This is a genomic window from Nocardia sp. NPDC005825 (assembly GCF_040630175.1).
Lineage (GTDB): Bacteria > Actinomycetota > Actinomycetes > Mycobacteriales > Mycobacteriaceae > Nocardia.
Genome location: NZ_JBEXXC010000004.1, coordinates 414,229 through 433,301 on the forward strand (window position 1 = coordinate 414,229; position 19,073 = coordinate 433,301).

The window sequence follows — 19,073 nt, forward strand, 5'->3', positions numbered from 1 at the left end:
ATGCCTTTCTATTCAGCGGGCTTCTTGCAGACCCAGAGCAGCGCGCCGTCCTGGATGTAGGCGACCGCGCCCGCGAGATCCGCGACACCGCGCAGGGTGTTGTTCAGGTCCGCGCCGGGCGGCAGTGGAAGCGAATCGAAACGCAGTAGGTGCGTCTCGTCGGCCGGCGCGGTCGGCTCTCCGGAGTGGCTCCAGAAGGTGACCAACTTTCCGAATTCCGTTTTCGTCCACAGGAGTTCGCTGCCGGTGGGAACGAGGGCCTCGCTCCATTCCGGGCCGACGTCGACCTGAAGCCGGAAGATGCTGGTCATCGCACCGGCTCCGCGTACACGATGAGCTGCGCGCCGGTGGTGTCGACGGTGAAGGAATTGCCGCCCTTGACGCGCTTGGCGACGACATAGAGCGTGATGGACTGGTTCGGCTGGACCACGCCGAAGTCGGTGGTCGGCGTCGGCGGGAAGTCGAATCGCGGGCCGATCAGGACCCAGTCCCAATTCTGGATGTCGTAGCCGAATCCGTAACCGACGAGCTGGCCGTCGGGACTGCCGATGCACACCTCCACATCGCAGCGGGTTCCGTAGCCGTTGCCGTTTGCGGGATTGACACGGACCTGTCCCCGCACCTGAGGCCGCCATCGGGTGGCCTGGCCGGGAATCGTGATGGCGGCCAGCACTTTCGGCTCGTTGAGACTGGTGCCCCCGCTGAACTGGTTCTTCGCGATGGCCCAGGGTCCACCGAGCCGGGGGCTGGGGACGGGCACGAACTTTCCCAGCGTCGCGTCCCAGGACAGGATGTAATCCTGAGCCAGCGAATGATCGTCGTCGACGAGCACATCCGCGGCGTTCTGGATGCGCCCCGGGCCACCGGCATCTCCGACGTCTCCGGGCACACCACGGGGGAAGGTGATTTCGAGGTTCTGGCCGGGCGTCGTACCGGTGATCCGTGCGGCCGCGGACGACCCCGGCGCTCCGGCGACCGCGGTACCGGTCAGCACGTTGGCGGGACCCGCCTTCCCCGCTCGGCCGAAGGCCTGCCCGAGCGCGATGAATTCGAGTCCGGTCCAGTAGTAGACGGCGTTCTCGGAAACTACTCGCCAGGCCGAGCGGGCATCAGCGGTGGCGAGGTTCAACGCCCGCAGGGTGTCGACATCGGCGATGTCGCCGCGCCACTGCCACGGCCACGCTGGATCACCGTCGGGGCCCGCGGGTCCGACGGGACCCTCACGTAGCTCGATGAGCGCCTCCCTGTCGACCAGTTCGAGCGGATTGACCGTGTAGGGCAAGCCGATCGAGTCGGAGACGCCGCGCATGGTGATCATGATGTTGTCGTCGTAGACGACGTTGTTCTCGGTCATGTTCTGCTCCGGGGTCACGACGCCGTCACCGGCTTGGCCCAGCACACGATCTGGGCGCTGTCCTGTTTGTAGGAATAGAGGGAGTCGCCTCGGTTTCGGCGCAGCACCACGTACAGGGTCACCGCCTGCCCGGCAGGGACAACTCCGACGGTGCTGTCGGGAGTCATCGCCCGCGCACCGTAGTAGGGCTGGAAGTAGCAGTAGCCGTCAGCGCCGAAGGGGAAGCCGGCCCCGAGCGCGACGATCTGACCGACCGCGGAACCCAAACGCACTTCGGCATCGATACGCGTGTTGAAGCTGCCGATGCCCTCGTCCGTGAACACCAGCACGCCGCCGGCGATGACGGGTCGCCAGTCCACGTTCTGTGCCGGAATGTTCAACTGCGCGACGGTATTGGGCGTGGTCCCAACCTTGGATTGTGACGCGGCGAATCCCGGGCCGCCATCCCATGCCTGCGGGCCCATGATGGACCACGGCCCGCGCGAGCCCGGGAAGGGACGGCCCTGCCATCGATTGCTCGCCCCATTCCACAGCGGCACCGCGCCGTCGAGGTGCGGGCCGTCCGCATAGTCGGGGGCGTTCCGGATCGGACCGGGTCCGCCCGGGTCTCCCTTCCGACCCTTGATGCCTTGTGGCACTGTCAGATTCAGAACAAGGTTGGGTCTCGTACCGGAAATTGCGACCTGCAAGGCGGATCCGGCAGGCCCGGTCGAAACGGTGCCGATGGTGACATTGCACGCCTGCCCCTCCGGACCCGCGGCGCCGAAAGCCTCGGTGAACGATTCGAAACTCGTTCCGTTCCAATACATCAGGGTGTCGTTTGCGACGACGCGCCACGTCTTGCCCGCGTGCGCGAGTCCCAGTCGCGCGGATAGTGCCGTGAGCGCGGTCTGGTCAGCGATATCGCCTTCCCACCGGAAGGCCGCGCCAGATTCGCCCTGTGGCCCTGCCGGTCCAGTCGTCCCCGTCATCAGTTCGAGGGCTCCGTCTCGTGGAGTGCCATGCAACGACTGCACGACTCCCGCGGTTCCGATCCCCTCGTCGATGCCCCTGATCAGCGTCGATTCGAAATATTCGCCTACTGTGGACATGTCACCTCGTTCAGATGGGTTGGGCATGGACGACCAGGGAGGCCTGGTTGCGCGAGAAGCCGATCTTGCCGCTGCCGTCGCCAACCCGGGCCACGCTGACGACCAGGTTCGCCGGTTGACCAGCCGGCAGCGTGGCGAAGGGCGAACCGGGCGAGAGCGTCTTGACTGCTTGATCGTCTCGATAGCTGGGGAACAGCGGCAGGTACAAGTAGCCGCCGGTGCAGGGGCGAGTTGCAGCCAGGACCGCGCCATCGCCGTTGCTCAGCCGAACCGTGCCTTCGACCGATGCGCTCGCGCCGTACACGTACAGGTGGCCCTGCACGACCGGCCGCCACGCGAAAGGCTGGGCGGGAATGGTGAAGTTACCGAGGGTGATCGACGCGGCATCGATTTCCTGGTCCGCGACGAAGTCCTCCTGGAACCACGACCACGGCCCGGTCCCCATCGGCGGCGGCATCGGCCGGAACTTCTGGGAGGCCCGATGGTAGGCGAACACCGAACCCGGGCCGGGGCTGGTCGCTTTGTCATAGTCGGGCGAATCAGCGACGGCTCCGGATGTTCCGGCCGGCCCCTTAGTGCCTTGCAGACCGGCCGGTGCCGTCACCTTCACCTGCTGTTCCACGCCCTTTCCGGTGAAGTCGACCGCCGGAATGGTCAGGTTCGGATCATGGATGGTTCCGGCCACGGTGATCGAATTGGCCGGTGCGAGCGGACCCTGCGGCCCGACGGCGTGCGGGGAGTGCTGCCAACCGGCGCCATCCCAGACATCCATTCCGTCGTCGTCCAGCCGATGCCACCAGCTGCCACGGTCATCCGCACCGAGGCCGCTCGGTCGCGCAGCCGCATTCGCGATCGTGCCCATCTTGCGGAAGGTGGTGCGGGGTCGCCCACGCTGACCTCGCAGTCCGGCGGGACCGGCGGGCAGCGGCAGGTCGGCTACGTCGTCGGCGACCGCGATATTCGCGGTCAGGATCGGCAGCCCGTTGATGTCGAGCCCGCGATCCACGGTGAGGTGGGCGGGAAATGTACTGTCCGCCATAGTTTTTCTCCTCTACAGGTGAATCAGAAGATGAGCAGGTCGAGGTCGGCGCCGACATCGGTGGAGAGGTCCTTGATGGCCGCGGCGAAGCGACCGAGGCGCTGCCAGGCCTTGACGACCGAATCCTCTTCATCGGAGCCGTCGCCCACGGTGATGTGCCAGATGCCCGGGGTCTCGCGGCTATCGGTGAAGGTCAGCTCGGTGACGTAGTCGGTGAACACGTGCTCGCCGACCGCGAACCCGATCTGATCGCCGAGCCCGAAGTCACGGCCCAGCAGGTAGGGGGCGTTGTCCTCGATGGTCACCTTGTGGCTGGTGTAGCCGCGGGTCAGGTGCAGGCCCTGCCGGGCGGCTACCAGGCCGTCGAGGTTGAAGGCCTTGTCGCTGCCGGTGATGTACAGCTCACGGAAGGCATACGGTCCGGCACGGCGGGCTCGCTCCATGTCGCGGTACACCATCCAGGCGAGGAAGACGTCGTTGAGCTGGCCGCGATACAGCCAGCCCAATCCGATCAAGGACAGCAGGCCCTTGATGACGACTTCGATGCCGGCATTCACCCAACCGGGGGAACGGCCACCGATGATCACATCCGTGGCGGTCGGCTTGTGGAGGGCGATTTCCGATGCGCCGATGCCGGAATACTCGCCTTCGAAGTACCACACCCAGGGGAAGTTCTTCGTGGTGCCGAACTTGCCCGGCTCCCCGTAGACGGCCTCGTACTCGGTGGTCGAATCGAACTTCGGGTAGCGTTTCGGAGTAGTGCCGTCATCGGCGAATTCCTCTATCCACGACTGGATTCCATCCAGCAGTGTTCCCGTGCTGCCAGTGACGCCGGACTTGTCGACAGTCTCCAGCACCACCGTGGGCTGTTCCAGGAAGAAGTACTCCGGAGCGGGCTGCTCGTCTTCGTCCGGCAAGAAGAACCGGGCCGTGAGCATCACCCCGGAGTCCTCCAGCATGGGCTGGAACAACTTGTCCGCCATGTCGAATCGGGCGGAGGCTGCGCTCCATCGACTGGTGTCGTGCAGCGGATCCACCGGCACGACAGCGACCGGGAAGAGGGTGTTGCCCGCGTTCCATTTCGGGGAGTTCGGGCCGTCCTCCGGAGCCCAGCCCGGCGCCTGCAACCGCATCAGGTTCATCGACAGATACGTGGTCACCAGCGTACGAACCGGTCCGAAGAGGATGTGGTGGCGCGGGAACTGCGCCAGCACCGGCGCGAACGGCGAGGCCCAGCAGCAGATCGTGGCGATGTGGTTCCAGCAGTGGATGGCCTCGATGTCGACGGTTTCGACACCATTGTCGTCACGGACGAGGGAGGCCTTCGTGATGTAACCGTCCCACCGGAAACCCTTGGTGTTCACCGTGATCGGGATGGTCCCGTCCTCACCATCCGGGTTGTTGAAGAGGTGATCGAAATGCACCATGTCGCGCGGGCAGATCATCTTCAGACCGCCGGCGGAGTTACGCGGATAGGTGAACTCCAGCGAGAGGTAGCTGTGCTCCTCCCCCACTTCTTCCATGAATTTGTTCCAATAGCGCACCAGCACATCAGGATTGCGCGCCTGTTCCTGATCAATCAGGAACTGTTCGTCCATGCGCCGCACTTCGTCGTGCGGATCCCAGGTCCCCGCGCTCATCAGAACGGCCTCGAGGATCGCGGCGTCACGGTGGCGACAATGCTGGACGCGGTGCTTCCGCCGTCGACCTTCACCGTGATGTCGGTGGTGCTCCACGGCGACATCGACTGCAACCACCGCCGGCCCGCGAGCTGCGCCCACACGTTCACCGGCTGCGAACTCGCCCCGTTGTACAGGCGGGCGGTGCGATGGCGTGGATGGGTGTCGATCCGCAATGTCTGTCCCGCTGTCAAGGTCGGTGTCTGCACCATGCGCAGCAGGTCTCCGCCGACCGGGTCCAGAATCGACCACCGTCCCGGACCGTTCATCGTGTAGCGCGGCCAGACCTCCTGGTCTGCGGCATTGCGCACGCGCACAGTGCCCTCACCGAGTCCGGAGGTGTTGGTCCATACCGCGTTCTCGTCGAAATGCCGCTCCAGCGGATCCATGGCGGTGGCAGACATCTTGTAGGCGGCCAGGGCATTTCGCGCCGGATCGACGTCGCCGACCGGTTCAGGTGCGGAGTCGAGCTGGGCCTGCTGGAACCGCCAGCCCTGGTGGCGGGTGTAATAGCCGACGGTGACCGGCTTGTCCGTAGACCAGCCGCGCATCCACGCATCGTGCACGGCGTGGAAATCCCGGATCGGATCCACTCCGGCGTTTTTCGACGCACCGGAGATGACGACCAGGAAATCCCATTCCTTCTTCGACCGCACCGAGCGGACGAAGGTGGCGCCGTCCTGTCGCGCGCCCTCCGAAACCAGCAGTTGCACAGGCGCGAACATGAATCCGGTCTGTTGTGACAGCCGCACGCCTTCGCGTCCGGAGTTCACGCCGGACAGATGCCACACCCGGCCGTTGACATCCCACACGACCACCTTCGTGCCGTGGGTTTCCAAAAGTTGGTGGGTCATCGCCCGAAACCTCCTCCGCGTTGCTGGGCCACAGCCCGGCGTCGGCGAACCCGTTCGACCGCGATGGTCGCGCTCCTGGGGTCCGTGCCGTTGAAGTTGTAGATATCGCCGCGGACGGTGTGCCCGCCCGGGCCTGCAGCCAAATCGGTGAGGCCGAAACCGGTTCCCACCAGCTCTTTGACCGCATTGCCCGCCCATTCGATGGGGCGAGTGAATTCCTCGGCGATCGAACCGCCGATCATCGAACCCAGGATCGAGCCGACGGCGGGACCGAGTGCGGCGGCCGGTCCGAGGAAAGGCGCGATCATGGTGCCGATTGCGGTGCCGACCGCGCTGCCCGCGGTGGACGCCGCACCGGAGATCGCTCCGGTGATACCGCCGAGCAGACCGTGCTGTTGCAGACCGGAGATCGCGTTCGAGAACGCGCGGACGCCGATCTGCTGGGGGTCGGTCAACTGGGTGGCGGATGGGGAACCGCCTGTGCCCGTGGGGCTCCACTCGATACCGGTCAGGTTCTTGATCCAGTAGCCGAGGGTGTTGGTCCAGTTGTGGTTGGGGTCTGCGGCGCTGTACGCCTGGCCTATAGGCGTGAGCAGCATTTTCGCTAGCTGAGCAAAGGTCTCCGGAGCCTGAGCACCCAATGCCGGTGCAAGCAGTGTGCCCAGGTCGCCGCCTACCTTGTCGGCGGCCAAGGTGACGAGGTCCGCGAAGTTTCCATCGTTCGGGTTGTACTGGTGGACTTCCGCTTTGGGATCCCGCAAACTCGATGGATCCGCCCGGCCAGTCAGCGCATCGATCCAGTTCAGGCCGGTAGGCGTCTGAACCATACGACGTGGCGTACCGTCGTTGTCGGGGATGAAGTTGCCCAGCGTGAAACCGTCGGGCACCGCATCATTCGGAACCGACCGCCTCTTCTTGGTCTCGTCATCTTCCTTTGGTGTGAAGAGCGCCCAGCCTGCCGACGTGCCTAGTTCCGGGTTGGCGGCCACGTACTCCCATCGGCTGCCATCCGGATTCGTCTGCCCGATGATGTTGCCGCTGCCGCCGGTGGTGGCAGCCGGTCCGGCTGTCTCCACAACAGTGCCACCACCGCTAGTCGGTTCCGGAGCGGAACCACCGTCTCCGTAATCCGATCCCGCTCCGCCGGGTGCGGCCCCGGCCACGCCTCCGGCACCGGTCACGGAACTGGTCTGTCCGCCACCGAGTCCGGCCTGCACGGTCAGTGAGGTGCTCAGCTGACTGCCGAACTGGGATCCGATCAATCGGCCCAGTTGCTCGCCGATGACAGGCGCGAGTTCACCGGTCGGTCCGAGGGCCGGGGCGATGGCCGAACCCAGCACCTCACCCAACCGACTGCCCGCCGCCGTGGCCGCACCGCTGATTCCAGAGGTGAGAGCAGCTGCGAGAGACCCCAATTCGCTGGTTCCGCTATCAGCCGAGTTCGGCTGGCCGGCGCCGAGAATCCCCAACGTCGCGGAGGGAGTGGCTTGCATGGATGCCGTCATCGGCACCGCGGATCCGGAGTCGGCCAGACCTTGTTCACTCTGAACCGATGTAGAGGCGGCCGAACCGGGCCTGGCAGCGAGCAAACCACCCGGTCCGAACATAGGAGCCAAGGCCGATCCCAGCGCGGCGCCGGCCCAGGATGCCGCGTCCACCGCGGCATTCCCCACCCCGCCCAGCGTGTCCGCGATGACGCCCTGGCCGAGCAGATCGCGCCACTGGTTCGGATTGCTCGGCGCGGCAGTACGACTCGCATCGGCGCCTGCGAGACTCGGCAGCAGTCCCGCCAGGAAATCGGCAGAGGGCACCCAACCGGAGTTGATCGCATCGAGTAGCGACAGCGCCTGCGCGGCCGCGTCGGCATTGACCACGTACTCGCCCCGAGAGGCGGCGAGATGAACCAAGTCGGAGGACGGACCGCCGGAGCCCGCGACCAGCCCTCCATCGGCAACCGTATCGCCCGGCTTGAAGACGAGGCCGCCGCGCGCACGGCGAACCGGATTCTGCCTATCGAAGACCGAATCATCCTGGTCCTCTGGGTCTACCGACCCGCCTGTTGACCGTCCTCCCCCCTTTGCGGGGTTGAGCAACGTGGTCTTCGCGCTGAATTTGACGATCCGGGTCTCGGTCTCGTCGCCCTTCGTATGGTCCCGGAACAGGTTCAGCGCCTGCGTCGCGACCCGGTTCGCGAAGAAGTTCGGCACGTGGCCGAGCACCTCTTCGAACGCGTGGGCCAGGGCGGCGAACGGGCCGGAGCGGCCGACGAGGGAGTTCGGTGCGCTGGCCCCGTTGTCGGAGACCAGAATCGGATCCTGGTCGGGAAGCGTGACGAGAGAGGTCCCGGGAGTGGGACCTCCTTCCCAGAGGGCGCCGCTGGGGAGCGTGATCCGCTTCCCAGGAGCCGGCTGCCCGCTGGTCGTCATCGCGAGAATGTCCGGCAGTGTCATCGCCGGTGGGCGTTGCTTTTCCACAATTCACATCCACTTTCTGGGCCGAGTGCGCCCGAGCTCGCCCACCGCGAGGAATTACTCACTCCAGCCGAGGAATTCGTTGATCCGGTCGACGCCCATGGCTGTTCCCACGCGTTCACGGTCGGACTCGAGTCCCGGCCGTGAGATCCGCTCGGGGCGGTTGCGCCCGTTCCGGGCGTCGTCACTCTTGGACCACACCAGCCAGCGCAGGCAGTCGGTCATCTCCGCGAGCAGATGTTGCTCGAGCCGCCAGCGATGGTCTTCGGGGTGCATGGTGCGCATCAATGCCGAGTCGGGCGGCAGAAATTTGACTATGGCCCACAGGTCGCGCCAGCTCAGCGATTCACCACTGAGTTGACGCAACCGCAGGCCGAGGGCAATCAGGTCGTATTCGATTGCCTCGGAATGCTCTTCGAGAAGGGCATCGAGGCTCAGGATTCCCCCAGGCTGATTCCCGAATGCGCGCGCCATGCCTCCAACATCTCGTGGTAGGCATCCGGATCCATATCATCCAGGGCCGCAAGCGCTTCGGGCGAGACCGCCAGCTCCATCAGGGTGTACATGGCGTCCACATCGCCCAGGCGGCGGATCCGGCGGACCAGACCAGGCTTGAGATAGGTCAGGGACGGCAGCTCGATGTCGATACCGTCGACCTGATAGTGGAAGTCGTCCTTCACCTTCGTCGGAGTGGTGATCGTGATGGGGGCTTTCGGGGAAGTCATTGGTACACAGACCCTTTCGTTGCATCGTTATGGTTTTGCGAGTGATACGGGGGCATTGCTGTAAAGGCCCAACGGCGGCGGCGGGCCTGCGCATAGGTTTGGAATGACCGCCGCCGTTGGGGGCTTGCAGGACGGCCTGAGCCGTCGTCAGACAGGGTTCAACCCCGAGTTAGCCGGGGTTGTCACCCCGTCGTGGAGTTCGACGGTGAATACCGTCGGAATCAGGCGGCCTTGATGCCGTCGTCGAGGTAGCGGTACGCCTTCACACCGGCGTCGTCCTTGAAGGCCTCGACGCTGATGGTGAAGCCGGCCAGTGCATTCGACACGAACTTCTTCTCGGTGACCGAGGTGATCTTGGCGTTCGGCAGCACGATGCGCAGCTTCTTGTCCTCGGTGACCATGTCGAAGATCCACGAGCGACGCGGCAGCGGCGAACCGGTTTCCTTGACCTGGTACAGCGCACCGGAGGTGGAGGTGGCAGCCGTCGGAACGACATTGCCCACACCGAAGACCTCGCTCAGCACGTCCTTGTCCCACACCGCATACAGGGTCAGACCAAAACGCACCGAGTGCTCGGTCTGCAGCTGCGCGATGATATCGGCGTTCCAGTCCTTGACGGACTCGATCTTGCGCTCACCCATCGATTCGATGCCGTCCTCGGACACATAGCCGAGCGCCTTGAATGCGGGATCGATGGTGCCGGCCGCGCCGGTCGGCAGCGCGGTAGCCAGCGGCGCCACCAGAACACCGCCGGTAACAGCGATGTTCGGAGTGCCGGCGCCAATGTACTTGCTAGAGGGCAGAGCCATTTTCGTTATCTCCCTTGGGATTTGCGCAGGCCCTAGGGATTGGTTATTCAGTTTCGACTGCCACTTACACGCAGTCAGGCGAGAACTTTGCCCCGCACAATCAAGTCGGTGACAATCGTGTACCGCGGAGCGGCAGTCACCGGATCGGTATCGTTCTCTTCGCCGGCATCCTCGACGTAGTCGCACCAGACGGTGCCGATGTACCCGGGTGCAGCGGCATTCACGATCCCCCGCACCTTGGCCGCCAACTCCGCGGCACCACCGGCATCATCGACGCACTCGAACAGGACTCGCGGACGATCCAGGATCAAGTGCGCACCCCGGTGCCCCTCCCGATCCTCGACATCCAGCCGAGCCTTCCGATCGTTGCGAGATACCCGAACCCACCGCGCTGGGCGCGGATCCGGCACTCTGACAACAACACTCGCGGTATCGGACGCTGCCGAGAGCTTCGCGGTCAAAAACCCTTGCAAGGCATTCTCGATGTCAGAGAACAAAATCTGCTCAGCCACCGATCATCCTCCTTTCAACTATTTGAAGAATCTCCGAAATCATGCGATGTGCCATTCTTCGCAGCACCCTCCTCCCAAAGCAAATATGTGCGATAAAGAATGGAGTCGATAAGCCCACGCTCCTCATCCGTAGGCGCACGACTTTCACTCTTTGCAATATCAATGATCCCAGCAACAACTTCATAAAGAGCAAATGCGGGGCCGACACCTTGCACCTCGTGCATTCGGATACCCTCGGTCTCCATGACGAATTCATCGAAGCCTAGGCGCCAGATCTCCGGATGACTCATCGATGTTTGAGCCCTCGCGGCAATTTCACTCGAGGCAGGCTCAAACTCTCCAGTCCACGTATTCAAGATGCTGTTCACAGATCTACCATCCGCAGTGGGTTCGATCTTGACAGTACGACCGAAGTAATGGTAGTAGCGATGAGAAACCGCCATTCTTTCGACAAGCCTTCCACACATTAGATAGCGCAACTCAAGCATGGCAGGGGAACGCGGAATTCCGTAGGATTCCAAGACGGGGTCCTAGGTGTCGACTACAAACTCGACACCCACCCTTTGGCCAATAGAGCTGAACAACCATCGATATCGGCCCTACAATACCCGACCCAACCGATGATCTCCCGAACAATCCCGTTAACAGAGATTCCCGGGCGGTCACCATTACTTCACGAATCGATCGTACAGATCCTTATCAACCCATTCAGCATCAAAGGACTCCAGAATCCTCTCGTAAGATCTCTTTCGATTAATGCCTCGCTCTGAGTGCATGCACTCACTGGCGGCCTCACGAATCTCGCCCCACTTGAGAATATGCATGCAGAACTGAAGTAGATCAACGTAGCCATTCGGCAACGTCGATAGCAGCTTCACAAACTCACCAGACACAGAATCTCGACACTGAGGGTGCTCTTGCAAATACTCAACCAGATCCACAAACAGTGGTTCTATTTGGTCAACACCGTCAACCATCGGCTCAATCTTGAGGATGAAATGAACCTTGGATAATGCTCGGTTACAGATATCAGGGGAACTCGTATCCAATATACTTTCCTTCCGCAATGAACCCATTTTCATTAAATGCGCGAACAGCAGCGTCTTCGGCATTCCTTCCCCACGGTCTATAGTGACCAGAAAGATTGTTCAGTTCAACAATTCTCCCACTCTTCATTTTGAGCTCACCAGCAGCCAGAACCACGTCACCCTTGGCAAGGCTAACATGCCCGTCAGTAGGCCGGCCGAGAACAAGACTTCCATCCTGTAGAACCACGTAAGCATACTTCCCGGAGCGGCCACTTAGTAGCGTCTGGGGACTAAAGGTCCTCGCCCAATCAGGACGATCCTCTGGGAATAAATTCTTGAACGTCAGAGGCCCATCAGGATCTTCTATTTCGGGACCTGGTGAGCCCGACTCATTACGGCCGGCCTGCCCGTTTCGACCACCACCTGCAGGACCCACTCCAGTGCCGTGGCCCCCCAATGCCGGATTAGGATGGCCGGTCGCTTGTCCGGATCCTGCGCCGACGCCTTTCCCGGAACTGCTTGCGCGAGCGCGTCCACTCCCAACCGATGCCTCCACGAGGGCATCCATGGTGATCTGTACTTCTGCGGTATTCACGGTTTCGGATCGATCGGCGATGGATTTCAGCGTCAAAATCGATTGCGGTTCCCATATTGGCGTTGCGGCTCCACTCCCAGTTAATGGTGAATTCTTCGGCGCTGGCAGCTTGGCCATCGACCCATCTTCTGGCGGTGGCTTCAATGAATGGAGCTTGTTGCCCATTGTCTTGGCTACAGGCGCAGCTCCTCGCGCTGAGCGATCGATGATCGGGAATCGGGGACTGTTTGCTATTATTGCGTTCGGGGGGACCAGAATCCCCGGGGCGATAACGTCGCCTAGCATCGAACTAGGCACCCATCCGTGGTTCAGTTGCAGTATTTCAGTGTGTCCGATACCAGAAATTCCAAATGGAATGACATCCGATTTCACGATATTTGCACCGACAGTCGGTGCCGATATGGATGCCGCTTTGGTGTCCATCGAAGTACCGATTCTCACTGGTGCGGCACGACCTTTGGGCCCAAGGAACATTAGGGCGACCATTGCGGTGGTTGCGCCGGCCGAACCCCAGGGATCCTTTGCCCATCCCTCGCGCGAGATGCTGGTGACGTCGTGGATCAGCTCGCTCGCACGGTCCGGCGGCTTGTAGGTGGTGGCTAGTCCGGCTGGGGTTGCTTGGACAGAACCGAGAGAGACCATCGAGTCGGCCAGCGTCCCGAATCCGAATTTCAGCGGGCCCAGGATGGGCATTACGGAACTCTTGCCAATATCGAGTAGTTCGGATTCGCGGTTCGGAGACTGGTAGGTTGTCATCAGTCCCGTGTTTGTTACTTGCGCCGACGACAGCGTCGCCGTCGAATCGACGACCTTCCGGAATGGATAGGAGATTAGCGTCCAGGCCGTCTTTGGGATGCCGATTAGGATGGCTGACCCGAAACCGAGTCCAAGCTTTTCCCACCCGGCTTTGCCGTCAGGGCGCTCAGTTCGACTGATCTCCTTGCCGCTCTTGTCGTATTTTATAGCCGTGAAATCGGCGAGCAGACGAGTTCTGAATCCATCGACGTCCTCGGTATCGCGATACCATTCTTCAGCCTTTCCGGACTTCGGCTTGAATTCGTCGGTAACCACCCCAATAGAATTCGCGTGGAGGAAATGAATACCACCCCCGACCTCCTCGGTGCGCTGCATTCCGAGCCGCCCATGTCCATCCGGGAAGACAGACCATTCCTTGTCATCAGGATCGACGTAAACGCCGTAACCTGAAGGGTCGAGCTGCATCGCGAGGCGGGACTTGAATCCGTCGCTGCCGTTTGGGGTCACCAGCGTGACGAGGCGGTTTCCAGCCAGATCGGAGTGGATGTTGTCGTAGAGACCGGCTGCGTTGCGAACACCGCGATCAGTGCCGACAAGATTTCCATCCGAGTCGTATGAGTTCCCGTAGGTCTCCGTCCAACCTCGGTTCGCACCGGATTCTCGATCAGGCGGGCCAGATGTTGAGGATCCAGGTTCGAAGGATTGAATACGTGCGGGCGCTTCTGCGGTTCTTTTGTCGACGTAGGATCCGGCCCCGGTGGACTCGTTGTTCCAGCGTTGGAAACCGCCCAGGCCGTTAGCAACGACTCGTGAGTGGGTAATCGTGCCGTCAGCGTTATAGATCACCTGGTCGACGGTTTGGGTTCCGTTCCCGAATGGGATCGTGTTTACCCGGCGAATTCCTTTGGGGTTACCCGGGTTTGGAGGCAGGAACTCTTCCCAGGTGTCACCCTCTTTATGACCAGTGACGTCAGGCAAACCGAAGACATGTTCGTCGGCGCCGGCCGGTACGACATCGACCGTCTCTGGCTGCTGTTGTTGCTGATTTGGATCCGGTTGCGGCGCCTGAGGATGGCCCGACTGGGCCGCAGGCGTCTGCGAGCCCTGTTGCTGAGCTGGCTGGGGCTGCGAGTTCGGTGCAGGCTGTCGCGCTGGCTCGGGCTTTGCAGGAGGGATCTTCGTGGGATCGATACCGGGTACCCAGCTTCCGGTTTCCGGATCCTTGTACATGGGGTTGTGGAAGGTCGGTCCCAGATCGCCGCCTGGCGCGGATGGGTCCTCGTACTTTCCGCTGACGAGTTGGAGGCCCAGAATCGACTGCGTGCCAGCGGATTCGATCAGATCTTGGCTGCGGAGTATTCGTGCGAACTGTTGCACTGCATCGGCGCTCGATCTGACGGAGACGTTGTGTACCTTGCCCTGGCCTGTTTCGGTTGGAGTGATCGGCATGATCACTCCTCACGGACTCGCCGGGCTTGTTCGATTCGCTGGCGGAGCTGGTCGACGAGGGTGGCGTAGGCGTCGGTTTTGGTGGGGGCTTCGGAGGCCAGGCCGCGGGGGTGGGTAGCTACCCAGAAGCCCTCGTCGGTCTTGGTGACCTGGATGTCTTCTAGGTTGTAGAAGTCCTCGGGGTCGGGGGCCGGCCAGCTGCCGGCGGTGTCCTTGGTGATGTGGATGCCGGTGTCGAAGACGCCGGGCTGGCCGCCGGGGGTGGGGGTCCAGCGGATTTCCTCTAGTTCGGGATGGACGCGGACGCCGCGCTTTACGAGGTATTCGGCGACGCGCACGGCCTGTTTGATGCTCGTCACGGTGGGTTCGGCGAGTTTGCGGCCGACTTCGGTGCGCCATTCGGGGAGGTGGATGACGGCGAGTTCTTCGGCGAGAGCCTTGACCTCGGGGGACAGTTCGTCGGTCTGGCTGGTCTCGGAGAGCTTGCCCGAGAGGGACTGCTGGATGAGGGCGAGGAATTCGGGGGTGACCAGCTGGCCGGTATCGGTTTTCACGTACTCGGAAGGGGGCTGGTGGTTGCCGAAGTGGATGGATTCGATGATTTCCTTGTCGGGCATCGGGTATCAGGACCTTCCGGAGGCATGGAGCGACACCGGGCCCTGGGAGGCCGCGGGATCGGTGAGGTGGGAGGGTCCCGCCCCCGCTCACAGGGGGACGTGCGGGGGCGGGACCCATTGCGCCCCTTGCGCTGCGACCGGCGTCTGCGACCACTGTTGATCTGCGGGAGACGGGCGCGCTCGAGGGGCGGGCATCCGACGGCGGGGTGCCGTCAGAGTTCTTCTTCGAGGTTGGGCGGGATCTTGTAGTTCGCCTGCGGCGGATCCTGATCCGGGACGTGGAGGCCGAGGAACGCTAGCAACTCATCGATGTGCCGTTGCAGGGCGCGGATCAGACGGATCGCGTCACGGAAGCGGCGCTGATCGCTGATCGCCTGATCCTCCAGGGCCGCAACTCGTTCGCGGAGCTTCGCTACCTCGCGCGCCTGCCAGGCGGTGACGGCGGCGATGATCGTCGCGATGGCGGCGCCGACCGCCTGGACCAGATCTGGACTGACGGATTGCTGCATCTCAGCCTGCACCATCCCCTCGCACCACCGGAGTCACGGCCGGTCTGATCGCCGCACCTGCGATCACGGGCGTGAACAGTCCGTAGATGGTCAGGACAGCCTCGATCCAGTCGGTGCTGATCTGGCGGCCGAGCAGGTAGGCCACGACACCGGTGGCCGCCACCAGGACCGATCGGATCAGGGCTGGTTCGGGAGCCTTGGTGATTCGCATGATTCTTCCTTCTGACGAGCTGGCCAGGTCGATAACGAGAGCTGGTTACAGGCCGAACAGCGGCAGGATCAGCGGAATCAGGTCGGCGATCAGCTTGATGATGTCTTCGGCGATGGTGATCACTGGGTTCACCTCCTCTCGGGATATCGGTTGAGGATGGCCGCCAGGCGATCGCAGTAGCCGCCGGCGACGTAGGCGGTGGTGTGTTCACCACCGAGTAGGTAGCCCTCCATCGAGGCCGCGGCCTTCGACCAGAGGTCCAAGATTCGGAGCGGGTTGGTCCAGGAGCCGAATTGCACTGCTTGCCAGCGGTTTCTACGGATGCGGTCGGCCAGGTCCAATGTCCAGCCGCCCATATCGGCGACACCGAACGCGGATACCGAGTCAGCGAGGGTGCGAAGCGGCGAGTCGGCTGGGCACGACGTGATGCAGTCCGAGGGATTCGCGACCTCCCAAATCGGGAACTCGTCCGGCCAGCGGTCGTGGCGGCCGGCGATCCCGAATCCAAGCGGGTTCGGGTCGATCGAATCACCGTCTATGCGAATCGGATTGGCGATATTGGCAGCCCATGCGAGCTCGCAGTCCGGATACTCGCCACGCCCCTTAGCCTCGAGGAACCGGGTGACGACCTCCGCGCCGAGGCTGTAGCCCAGGAGGCCAACTTGATTGGGGGTGGCGTGGATCGCCTTCGCAAGAGCCGCGACGCCCTGGTCGATGGATTGTTGTTCGCTGCAACCGAGGAGGTTCCGTTGCGGGTTGGCGGGGCCGATGGCGGCGGGGTACTCGACATCGGGGCCGATTTCGTACTTCGCGGGATCGAGTTGCCTGGTCACGTTCGCGAGCATGTTCGCCGGGGACCCGTGGGGTTCGCCCGTGCCACGGCAGGTCAGGACTGTGATCACGCGGAGTCGCCTTTCGGTCCGGTGGATAGCGGACGGCCCCACCCGCGGGAAGCGATTGCGGGTGGGGCCGTCCGTGTGGCACCCCTGTGCTGCGGCATCTGCGACCGCGGACCACCTGCGGGAGACGGGCGCACGAGGGGTGGGCATGCGGCGTGCTCTGAACCCGCGTTGTACCTGCGAAGGGTTTTCGGGGGCGTGCCGCATGAGGTTCGAGAAGGGCGTGGTGCCGGCGAAGTTTGTGCCGGGGCAGCGGATCTCGGGTCAACACCGGATCCGAGAGTGGAACCTGGTGTTGGAGTGAAGATTCCCGGAAGATTCGGGAGGAAGGCGCAACTGTGGCGCTGCACAAAGCTTCACTTAAGCGACGAGGAAAGTCAACAGTCCAGTCTGAACTTCTTGAAAGTTGCTGGTAGGAGCCATCTTCGAAGTCACCGCAACCGACCGGAATCGGGCGTGATGTGGCCGGCGGCGACCAACACGTGGAAGGCCGCTGCCTTGCGCGGGCACTCACGCGCGGGACATTCCCGGTGCAGGCGCATGACCTCGTGCGCGCGATCCGTGGACAACGGATCGGCGGGAGCTGTATGCGCTGCGAGCTCGATCAGCTCGAGAAGGGTGTAGTTCATGACGGGCCTCCAAGGCACGGTGGAAACGACGAAGGCCGCCGAACCGCGGGTGAGCGGTGGTTCGGCGGCCTGGGTGACAGGGGTGATTCGGGCGGGACAAGCAATCACGCGGTGGATTTCCGGCGACGCATCGGGTATTTCAGATGGGCGTCGAGTACGTCGCCGACCAGGAACAGTTCCGGCCAGTCGGGTGCCCAGGGCCCCGGTACGGGCGCGACCTTGCCCGCGTCACGCAGGGTTTGGATGCGACGGACGGTGACAGTCCGGAACGGATCACCCAATTCCTGTGCCAGGATGGCGATTCCGGAGACATTGAGCCGCGCCCGGCGAGCGGCCTCGACCGATGCGGCATCGACCACGAATCGCTGCGCCGGCGGGCAGACCACCCGTTCGGCCGCTTCCACAGCGGCGCGGATGTCCGCGGGAGCGGACTCCATCCCCTCGGTCATCGCCAACGCGATCAGGTTCGTGCGCAGCCACGCGGCGAGTCCGGCCGTCGAGGTCGGGCCGCTGTAGTCGAGAGCGCGCTGTTCGCACACCAGCCGCACCCAGCCGACCAGGCTGGCGTGCAAGTGGTCACGAACCCTGGCCGCTCCGACGCTGAAGGGCAATGGCTGATCACCGGTCCGTCCACTCAGCCGGGTATTGGCCGCGCCGAGTCGAGCCCGGCCATTGACGGAGTCCGCGAGGTCCTCGACCAGATCCGGGATGCCGGCGAGCAACTCGGCGAGCTCGCGAAGGGCATCGACTTCGAGATACAGGTGAGCCGATCCGTCGCTTGTCATCACGCCACCTCCGAATCCACATGGGCTGAAGTCGGAAGTAGCTCGGCAGGCTCACGCCCCAGCGCGCACGCTACGAGCACTAGATCGGCAACGCTGAACGGCACAATCGCGCCCATTTCGGCAGCAAGCGAAGTCGCACTGAGGCCGGTTCGGGCAATGATCTGCCCCAACCCCACACCCGCCTCACGCATCGCCAGTGCCACCCTGTCGGCGATATGTCGATCCAGAAGGTCCATACGGGCCAGATTAAGGTCCGTACGGACCTTCAACAAGTCCAAACGGACTAGTTATCCAATCGTTACATAAAGAGGGGTTTGGACATACTCCAGCCTGGGTGTGTTTGCAAGAATTCCGTTTGGACCTCATGATGGTCCATATGGAACTGCGGGATCTCCACGACGGCATCAACCGCGCAGTGGGTGAAGAGCTCCGCGCTGCCCGCGCCCGGCGCGACTACACGCGAGCCCAGCTCGCGGCCGCGTCAGGTGTCGCGGTCAGTACGATCCAGCGCTTCGAGAACGGGGAGCGCTCCCCCGACATGCATCAGCTGTTCGCGCTATGCAATGCACTCGGCGTTTCGCCGCTCGAGATCATGGAGCGTGCCGTGCAGTTCGTCAAGGGAAACGGGTAGCAACTCCCCCAACTCCCAGCCGATGACCTCCGATGCCAGGAAGAGATCGGCCACGGTGGCCTCCCCCCGCACGATTCGCTGCGCCACGTCGACGCCCAATCGGCTTGCTACCAGAGTCAAGCTTTCCGAATCGAAAACCTGGACGAACCACTCAACCATTGCTTCTGCGAGCACAGCGCAATTGCCCCTTCTTCGAGCCCGCATTCAGCGGACCACCAAATCCGTCGACCACGATCGGGTCATGAAAGACCGTCGACGAGTCGATGGTGGCAACACGGCGCTACGCCGAGCCTGGTCGACCCCCTCGACAGCAACTACCGCTCCGCCCGGCCCCCATGCCGCGCGGCCTGCACAGACCTAACGCATTCATCCACCTGTCTGTGATGCCCTGGGGCACAACACCTTCGAATCAAGGTCAACGAGCGGAGTA

Annotated in this window: 21 protein-coding genes; 1 reads left to right on the forward strand and 20 read right to left on the reverse strand. The window is 63.1% G+C overall.

The window, feature by feature from the left end; genetic code table 11:
• Window positions 1-8: 8 nt before the first annotated feature.
• From ABZ382_RS14160 to ABZ382_RS14255, 20 genes are all read right to left on the reverse strand, one after another.
• The gene (locus tag ABZ382_RS14160) at window positions 9-311 is read right to left on the reverse strand and encodes a hypothetical protein (RefSeq protein ID WP_357088237.1); all 303 of its coding nucleotides are present in this window, start codon (window positions 309-311) and stop codon (window positions 9-11) included.
• A complete protein-coding gene (locus tag ABZ382_RS14165) occupies window positions 308-1,354 on the reverse strand; it encodes a hypothetical protein (protein ID WP_357088239.1) in 1,047 nt (348 codons plus the stop codon). Before ABZ382_RS14165 ends, ABZ382_RS14160 begins: the two co-directional genes overlap by 4 nt.
• Window positions 1,355-1,368: 14 nt before the next feature.
• Complete coding sequence (locus ABZ382_RS14170) at window positions 1,369-2,445, reverse strand: hypothetical protein (protein ID WP_357088242.1); 1,077 nt, start codon at window positions 2,443-2,445, stop codon at window positions 1,369-1,371.
• 10 nt (window positions 2,446-2,455) lie between these two features.
• Window positions 2,456-3,484 carry a hypothetical protein gene (locus ABZ382_RS14175; protein WP_357088245.1) on the reverse strand — a complete coding sequence of 343 codons (1,029 nt, stop codon included), beginning with the start codon at window positions 3,482-3,484 and terminating at the stop codon, window positions 2,456-2,458.
• A 23-nt stretch (window positions 3,485-3,507) separates the two neighbouring features.
• Window positions 3,508-5,124, reverse strand: coding sequence for a phage tail protein (locus ABZ382_RS14180; RefSeq protein ID WP_357088247.1), 1,617 nt, complete (start codon window positions 5,122-5,124; stop codon window positions 3,508-3,510).
• Window positions 5,124-6,017: a phage tail protein gene (locus ABZ382_RS14185; RefSeq protein WP_357088250.1), complete on the reverse strand. Its 894-nt coding sequence runs from the start codon at window positions 6,015-6,017 to the stop codon at window positions 5,124-5,126. The genes ABZ382_RS14180 and ABZ382_RS14185 overlap by 1 nt, the downstream gene beginning before the upstream one ends.
• On the reverse strand, window positions 6,014-8,491 hold the full coding sequence (locus tag ABZ382_RS14190) for a hypothetical protein (RefSeq protein WP_357088253.1): 2,478 nt from the start codon (window positions 8,489-8,491) through the stop codon (window positions 6,014-6,016). The genes ABZ382_RS14185 and ABZ382_RS14190 overlap by 4 nt, the downstream gene beginning before the upstream one ends.
• Before the next feature lie 54 nt (window positions 8,492-8,545).
• Window positions 8,546-8,962, reverse strand: a complete 417-nt coding sequence (locus ABZ382_RS14195) for a DUF5361 domain-containing protein (RefSeq protein WP_357088256.1) — start codon at window positions 8,960-8,962, stop codon at window positions 8,546-8,548.
• On the reverse strand, window positions 8,923-9,213 hold the full coding sequence (locus tag ABZ382_RS14200; RefSeq protein ID WP_357088258.1) for a hypothetical protein: 291 nt from the start codon (window positions 9,211-9,213) through the stop codon (window positions 8,923-8,925). Before ABZ382_RS14200 ends, ABZ382_RS14195 begins: the two co-directional genes overlap by 40 nt.
• 221 nt (window positions 9,214-9,434) lie before the next feature.
• On the reverse strand, window positions 9,435-9,953 hold the full coding sequence (locus ABZ382_RS14205; protein ID WP_357088261.1) for a hypothetical protein: 519 nt from the start codon (window positions 9,951-9,953) through the stop codon (window positions 9,435-9,437).
• 143 nt (window positions 9,954-10,096) lie between these two features.
• On the reverse strand, window positions 10,097-10,534 hold the full coding sequence (locus ABZ382_RS14210) for a hypothetical protein (protein ID WP_357088263.1): 438 nt from the start codon (window positions 10,532-10,534) through the stop codon (window positions 10,097-10,099).
• 14 nt (window positions 10,535-10,548) lie between these two features.
• Entirely contained in the window at window positions 10,549-10,902 is a 354-nt protein-coding gene (locus ABZ382_RS14215; protein ID WP_357088265.1) for a hypothetical protein, read from the reverse strand.
• A gap of 661 nt (window positions 10,903-11,563) precedes the next feature.
• Window positions 11,564-14,362 (reverse strand): hypothetical protein, encoded by a 2,799-nt coding sequence (locus ABZ382_RS14220; RefSeq protein WP_357088267.1) that lies wholly within the window; start codon window positions 14,360-14,362, stop codon window positions 11,564-11,566.
• Window positions 14,363-14,364: 2 nt separating this feature from the next.
• Window positions 14,365-14,979, reverse strand: a complete 615-nt coding sequence (locus ABZ382_RS14225; protein ID WP_357088269.1) for a hypothetical protein — start codon at window positions 14,977-14,979, stop codon at window positions 14,365-14,367.
• Window positions 14,980-15,191: 212 nt separating this feature from the next.
• Complete coding sequence (locus ABZ382_RS14230; protein ID WP_357088271.1) at window positions 15,192-15,503, reverse strand: hypothetical protein; 312 nt, start codon at window positions 15,501-15,503, stop codon at window positions 15,192-15,194.
• Complete coding sequence (locus ABZ382_RS14235) at window positions 15,490-15,699, reverse strand: hypothetical protein (protein ID WP_357088273.1); 210 nt, start codon at window positions 15,697-15,699, stop codon at window positions 15,490-15,492. The genes ABZ382_RS14230 and ABZ382_RS14235 overlap by 14 nt, the downstream gene beginning before the upstream one ends.
• A 128-nt stretch (window positions 15,700-15,827) precedes the next feature.
• Window positions 15,828-16,544, reverse strand: coding sequence for a PE-PPE domain-containing protein (locus ABZ382_RS14240; RefSeq protein WP_357088275.1), 717 nt, complete (start codon window positions 16,542-16,544; stop codon window positions 15,828-15,830).
• A gap of 485 nt (window positions 16,545-17,029) precedes the next feature.
• Window positions 17,030-17,227, reverse strand: a complete 198-nt coding sequence (locus ABZ382_RS14245) for a hypothetical protein (RefSeq protein WP_357088277.1) — start codon at window positions 17,225-17,227, stop codon at window positions 17,030-17,032.
• A gap of 104 nt (window positions 17,228-17,331) precedes the next feature.
• Window positions 17,332-18,012 (reverse strand): hypothetical protein, encoded by a 681-nt coding sequence (locus tag ABZ382_RS14250; protein ID WP_357088279.1) that lies wholly within the window; start codon window positions 18,010-18,012, stop codon window positions 17,332-17,334.
• The gene (locus ABZ382_RS14255) at window positions 18,012-18,248 is read right to left on the reverse strand and encodes a hypothetical protein (protein ID WP_357088281.1); all 237 of its coding nucleotides are present in this window, start codon (window positions 18,246-18,248) and stop codon (window positions 18,012-18,014) included. Before ABZ382_RS14255 ends, ABZ382_RS14250 begins: the two co-directional genes overlap by 1 nt.
• Before the next feature lie 140 nt (window positions 18,249-18,388).
• Between ABZ382_RS14255 and ABZ382_RS14260 the strand changes: the two genes are divergently transcribed.
• The gene (locus ABZ382_RS14260; protein WP_357088284.1) at window positions 18,389-18,643 is read left to right on the forward strand and encodes a helix-turn-helix transcriptional regulator; all 255 of its coding nucleotides are present in this window, start codon (window positions 18,389-18,391) and stop codon (window positions 18,641-18,643) included.
• The last annotated feature ends 430 nt before the right edge of the window (window positions 18,644-19,073 follow it).